Source organism: Burkholderia sp. APQ4-4ca (genome assembly GCF_057837105.1).
This window is the reverse complement of record NZ_JBYQCG010000185.1, coordinates 1-4082: the sequence shown is the minus strand read 5'-3', so window position 1 is coordinate 4082 and position 4082 is coordinate 1. Positions and strand designations below refer to the sequence as shown.

General features: G+C 63.7%; 6 protein-coding genes. 3 read left to right on the top strand and 3 right to left on the bottom strand.

Going from position 1 to position 4082, the window contains the following annotated elements:
• Positions 1-17: 17 nt before the first annotated feature.
• The 3 genes from arsB to AC3IFE_RS20900 form a co-directional block, all read right to left on the bottom strand.
• Positions 18-1091, bottom strand: a complete 1074-nt coding sequence (gene arsB, locus AC3IFE_RS20910; protein WP_489191808.1) for an ACR3 family arsenite efflux transporter — start codon at positions 1089-1091, stop codon at positions 18-20.
• Positions 1092-1152: 61 nt separating this feature from the next.
• Positions 1153-1647, bottom strand: coding sequence for an arsenate reductase ArsC (locus tag AC3IFE_RS20905; RefSeq protein ID WP_489191807.1), 495 nt, complete (start codon positions 1645-1647; stop codon positions 1153-1155).
• Positions 1648-1669: 22 nt separating this feature from the next.
• Positions 1670-2017, bottom strand: coding sequence for an ArsR/SmtB family transcription factor (locus tag AC3IFE_RS20900; protein WP_489191809.1), 348 nt, complete (start codon positions 2015-2017; stop codon positions 1670-1672).
• Between the two features lie 882 nt (positions 2018-2899).
• On the opposite strand from AC3IFE_RS20900, the gene AC3IFE_RS20895 reads away from it, so the two are divergent.
• The 3 genes from AC3IFE_RS20895 to AC3IFE_RS20885 all read left to right on the top strand — a co-directional run.
• A complete protein-coding gene (locus AC3IFE_RS20895) occupies positions 2900-3235 on the top strand; it encodes a SymE family type I addiction module toxin (protein WP_489191806.1) in 336 nt (111 codons plus the stop codon).
• Positions 3235-3555 (top strand): helix-turn-helix domain-containing protein, encoded by a 321-nt coding sequence (locus AC3IFE_RS20890; RefSeq protein WP_489191805.1) that lies wholly within the window; start codon positions 3235-3237, stop codon positions 3553-3555. Before AC3IFE_RS20895 ends, AC3IFE_RS20890 begins: the two co-directional genes overlap by 1 nt.
• A 159-nt stretch (positions 3556-3714) precedes the next feature.
• On the top strand, positions 3715-4082 hold a 368-nt coding region (locus AC3IFE_RS20885), incomplete at its 3' end, for a transposase (protein ID WP_489191804.1).

Genomic DNA, 4082 nt, shown 5'->3' with positions numbered 1-4082 from the left:
TAGATGCTCTCGCGATTTCAAGCCCGGCACTCGTACCAGTCCTTCGACCGGTTGACGAGGCGCACGACCAGCAACATCACCGGCACCTCGATCAGCACGCCGACGACGGTGGCCAGCGCCGCGCCGGAATGAAAGCCGAACAGGCTGATCGCGGCCGCGACCGCCAGCTCGAAAAAGTTGGATGCGCCGATCAGCGCCGACGGGCACGCGATGGCGTGCTTTTCCCCGACCGCGCGATTGAGCCAGTATGCGAGCGCGGAATTGAAGAACACCTGGATCAGGATCGGCACCGCGAGCAGCGCGATCACCAGCGGCTGCTTCAAGATCGCTTCACCCTGGAACGCGAACAGCAGCACGAGCGTAGCCAGCAGCGCGGCGATCGACCACGGGCCGATCTTCGTCATCGCGGCATCGAACGCCGCCTGACCATTCGCGAGCAACCACTTGCGCAGCAGCTGCGCGAGGACCACCGGAATGACGATGTAGAGTACGACCGACGTGAGCAACGTCGCCCACGGCACCGTGATGGCCGACATCCCCAGCAGCAGGCCGACCAGCGGCGCGAACGCGATCACCATGATGCTGTCGTTCAGCGCGACCTGCGACAGCGTAAACAGCGGATCGCCGCCCGTCAGCCGGCTCCACACGAACACCATCGCCGTGCACGGCGCGGCAGCGAGCAGGATCAGCCCGGCGATATAGCTGTCGAGCTGTTCGGTCGGCAGCAGCGGCGCAAACAGATGGCGGATGAACAGCCAGCCGAGGAACGCCATCGAGAACGGCTTGACGAGCCAGTTCACGACGAGCGTGACACCGATGCCTTTCACGTGCCGACGCACCTCATGCAACGCGCCGAAGTCGACCTTGACGAGCATCGGGATGATCATCACCCAGATCAGCAGCCCGACCGGGAGATTGACCTGGGCATACGCGATATGGCCAATCGCCTGAAACAGGCCCGGCAGCACCTGACCGAGCGCAATACCCGCGACGATGCACAGCGCCACCCAGACGGTCAGGTAGCGTTCGAAGAAGTTGATCGCGGGGTGCGCGACCGCCGTACCGGGCGGCGTGACGTTCGGCGTATTCATTGGATGATTCGGTCTTGAAGTCATGGGCAGCCGCCGTTTCGGCACATCGCACTGCGCGCGATCAGTGTTGCGCGATTTCAATCAGCGCTGCCCGGAGTGCGTCGTCATTCATACGATCGAGCGGCAATGCCAGCAACTGCAGCATCCGATAGCCGATTGCTTGCCGTGTCAGTTCGAAGGCGAGACGCTTGCCGTCGTCGCCACCCGTCGCGTTCGACGGATCGGCGTAGCCCCAGTGCACGTTGACCGGGCTGCCCGGCCAGTACGGGCACGTCTCGGACGCCGCACTGTCGCACACCGTGATGACGACGCGCATGTCGGGCGCATCGTCGCCGACGAATTCGTCCCAGCTTTTGCTGCGATAGCCGCTGACGTCGACACCGGCATGCGTCAGCGCTTCCAGCGCGAACGGATTCAGACGGCCGCTCGGCGCGCTGCCGGCGCTGTAGGCACGCACATCCTTGCCGAGCTTCGCAGCCCAGTGATTGAGCATGCCCTCGGCCAGCACGCTGCGCGCCGAGTTGTGGGTGCAGAGGATCAGGACGTTCGTGGTCATGGGCAGGGCGCGCGAATGCCCGTCAGGATTGACGGGGGCGGTCGGTCTTTCCGGAAGGCGAGCAGCCGGACACCGGCGAGCACGGATTGCCGCCGCAACAGTTTTCCGTGAGATAGCCGAGCAGACCGTTCATCGTGTCGAAATTCGCGCAATAGACCACGAAACGGCCGTCCTGGTGGCTCGTCACGAGCTGCGCGTGCGCCAGTTCTTTCAGGTGAAAGGACAGCGAGGACGGCGGCACGGCGAGCAGCGTCGCGATCTGGCCGGCCGGCATGCCTTGCGGCCCGGCCTGCACGAGCGCGCGAAAAATCGCGAGGCGGGATTCATGCGCGAGCGCCGCGAGTGCGGCAATGGTTTCGTTCGTTTCCATATTTCGATAATAGTCGAAATATGGAAACGATGGAAGCGATGCTGATGCACGGCGTCGCAAGGACGGTCCTCCGTCGAGGGGAGGCGAGGCGCGTAACACCTCCCCCAAGTCCGTGGGGGATCTACCGCGTATGACTCAGGCCTCGACCGATAGATCGGTGCGGCCCGCTGCCGGTCGCGACGTATCGCGCGTCGCGGCAAGCCATTGCGTGAACTCGGCGGCCGTCATACCGACGGCGTGGGTCGAATCGATACCGGCGCGGCCGCCGGCGTATCGGCCGCTGAGGCGGCCTGCCGCACTCGCGGCGTCGCGGTATCGCGGCTTGCACGACCACGGCATTCGACGCCACAGCCATCGCAACCGCCACCGCCTCACCCGCCGACCCGATGCCCGCAACGGGCAATGCACGCGCTTCGCGGACGTGGCTTCCGCCACCTCCGTCGCGGCGGCTTTCACGCTGGCGTGGCGATGCGGCGGCGTTCGTGCGCGAGTTAGAACGCTATCGGCAGGGCGAGAACGAGATACTCGCGCGGCGTACGGTGGGCCGACCGAAGCCGTCTCTGAAACGCTTTCTGACACATCGACGATGAAACGAGGAGGCGTCGAGCCAATGTGAATGTCCCGGCATCGTTGTGCAGCAAGCATTCCAGGCATCGGCCAAATGGCCAATGCCGATGAATTCGTACATGACCGGTGCCTGACGCCCGATGTTCTCCGCTACATTGGTTGCACGTTTTCGCGGAGAGTCTCGGGCTGCTTCGGCATGCAATGCATGTGATGGAGCGGCGCTCGAAATCCGCTGCGTAAACGAGCGCGGCCCGCAGGTGCTGTTACCACCTGCGGGCCGCTGACCACAACCAACTCATCACCAAGGAGTTGACCATGGCTGGCGCGAATCATAACGCACCGACGTATTTCCGCGATTGTTTTGTCTCCCCGCAATCGCCATTTCAATCTCGCCGCGTCGTTCCGCACATCAGGCCGTCCGACATGGCACCACCCGTCGTGTATCTGTGGACGAAACTGTGCGGCCGGTGGATCGAGGCAGCAGGCTTCGATCCCGAGCAGCGCCTGCGAATCGAGGTGTCGCACAAACGGCTGGTGATCACGCCGATAGACGACGCGGATTGCGCTTCGGTCAAGAACGCGGGATTCTCCGTTATCGATCGCGGAACCGGGCAGCAGCGGCGCTTTTCGATGATGACGGAGGAAGCGTGATGAACGACGACGCATCGAATCAACGCAGCGACAACGTGCCCGACGATTTCGACTACTACGACGTCGGTGAACTGACGGCCAAGTCCGTCCTCGTACTGAAGCTCAATGCATTGATGGCGTCGCGCGGCCTGACCGAAGAAGAGGCTGCGGCCCTCTCCGAAATGGCTCGGCCGGTAGTCACCCCCGAGCAGCGCGAGCGGCTCCGGAACGTAACGCTGGACCAACTGATGCTGACGCTGGCGTCGTTCGGCCAGCATGTGGAAATCGTGGTGAGGCCGGCGAGGGAGTCTGGCCGGGCAGGAATCACGGTTTCGGTATGACGGCCCAGAGCGCGGCTTAAAGAAGTGTGTGGCAGCCGAAAGCGCATCAGCGCTCGCATGAGGCATGCGTTAGAGACGGTTTCAAAAAGAGCCCGTGGGCCTGTTAACTTTCGCGGCGAGCTGTTAACCTCAGGCATCGGAACAACCGAGGCCGAGGAGATGGGCAAGCCGATCATCGACGACGAATTGTGGACACTGATCGAGCCGTTACTGCCGCCATCCAAGCCGCGGCGCGAGAAGAACCCGGGCCGCCTGCCTGTTTCGAATCGCGCCGCGCTGACCGGCATCTTGTTCGTTCTCGAGACCGGACTACGCTGGCGCGACCTGCCTGCCGAGATGGGTTGCGGCTCGGGCGTGACATGTTGGCGGCGGCTGCGCGACTGGCAGGCGGCCGGCGTGTGGGACCGCTTGCACGAGTTGCTGCTCGCGAAGCTGCGAGCAGCAGACCAGATCGACTTTTCGCGAGCCGCTGTCGATTCGTCATCGATTCGCGCCGTTGGGGCGGGCCAAAAACTGGGCCAAACCCT

Excerpts from the sequence above, each read along its gene's own strand:
- AC3IFE_RS20900 (WP_489191809.1), bottom strand. The coding sequence starts at position 2,017 with ATGGAAACGAACGAAACCATTGCCGCACTCGCGGCGCTCGCGCATGAA.
- AC3IFE_RS20905 (WP_489191807.1), bottom strand. The coding sequence starts at position 1,647 with ATGACCACGAACGTCCTGATCCTCTGCACCCACAACTCGGCGCGCAGC.
- arsB (WP_489191808.1), bottom strand. The coding sequence starts at position 1,091 with ATGAATACGCCGAACGTCACGCCGCCCGGTACGGCGGTCGCGCACCCC.
- AC3IFE_RS20895 (WP_489191806.1), top strand. The coding sequence starts at position 2,900 with ATGGCTGGCGCGAATCATAACGCACCGACGTATTTCCGCGATTGTTTT.
- AC3IFE_RS20890 (WP_489191805.1), top strand. The coding sequence starts at position 3,235 with ATGAACGACGACGCATCGAATCAACGCAGCGACAACGTGCCCGACGAT.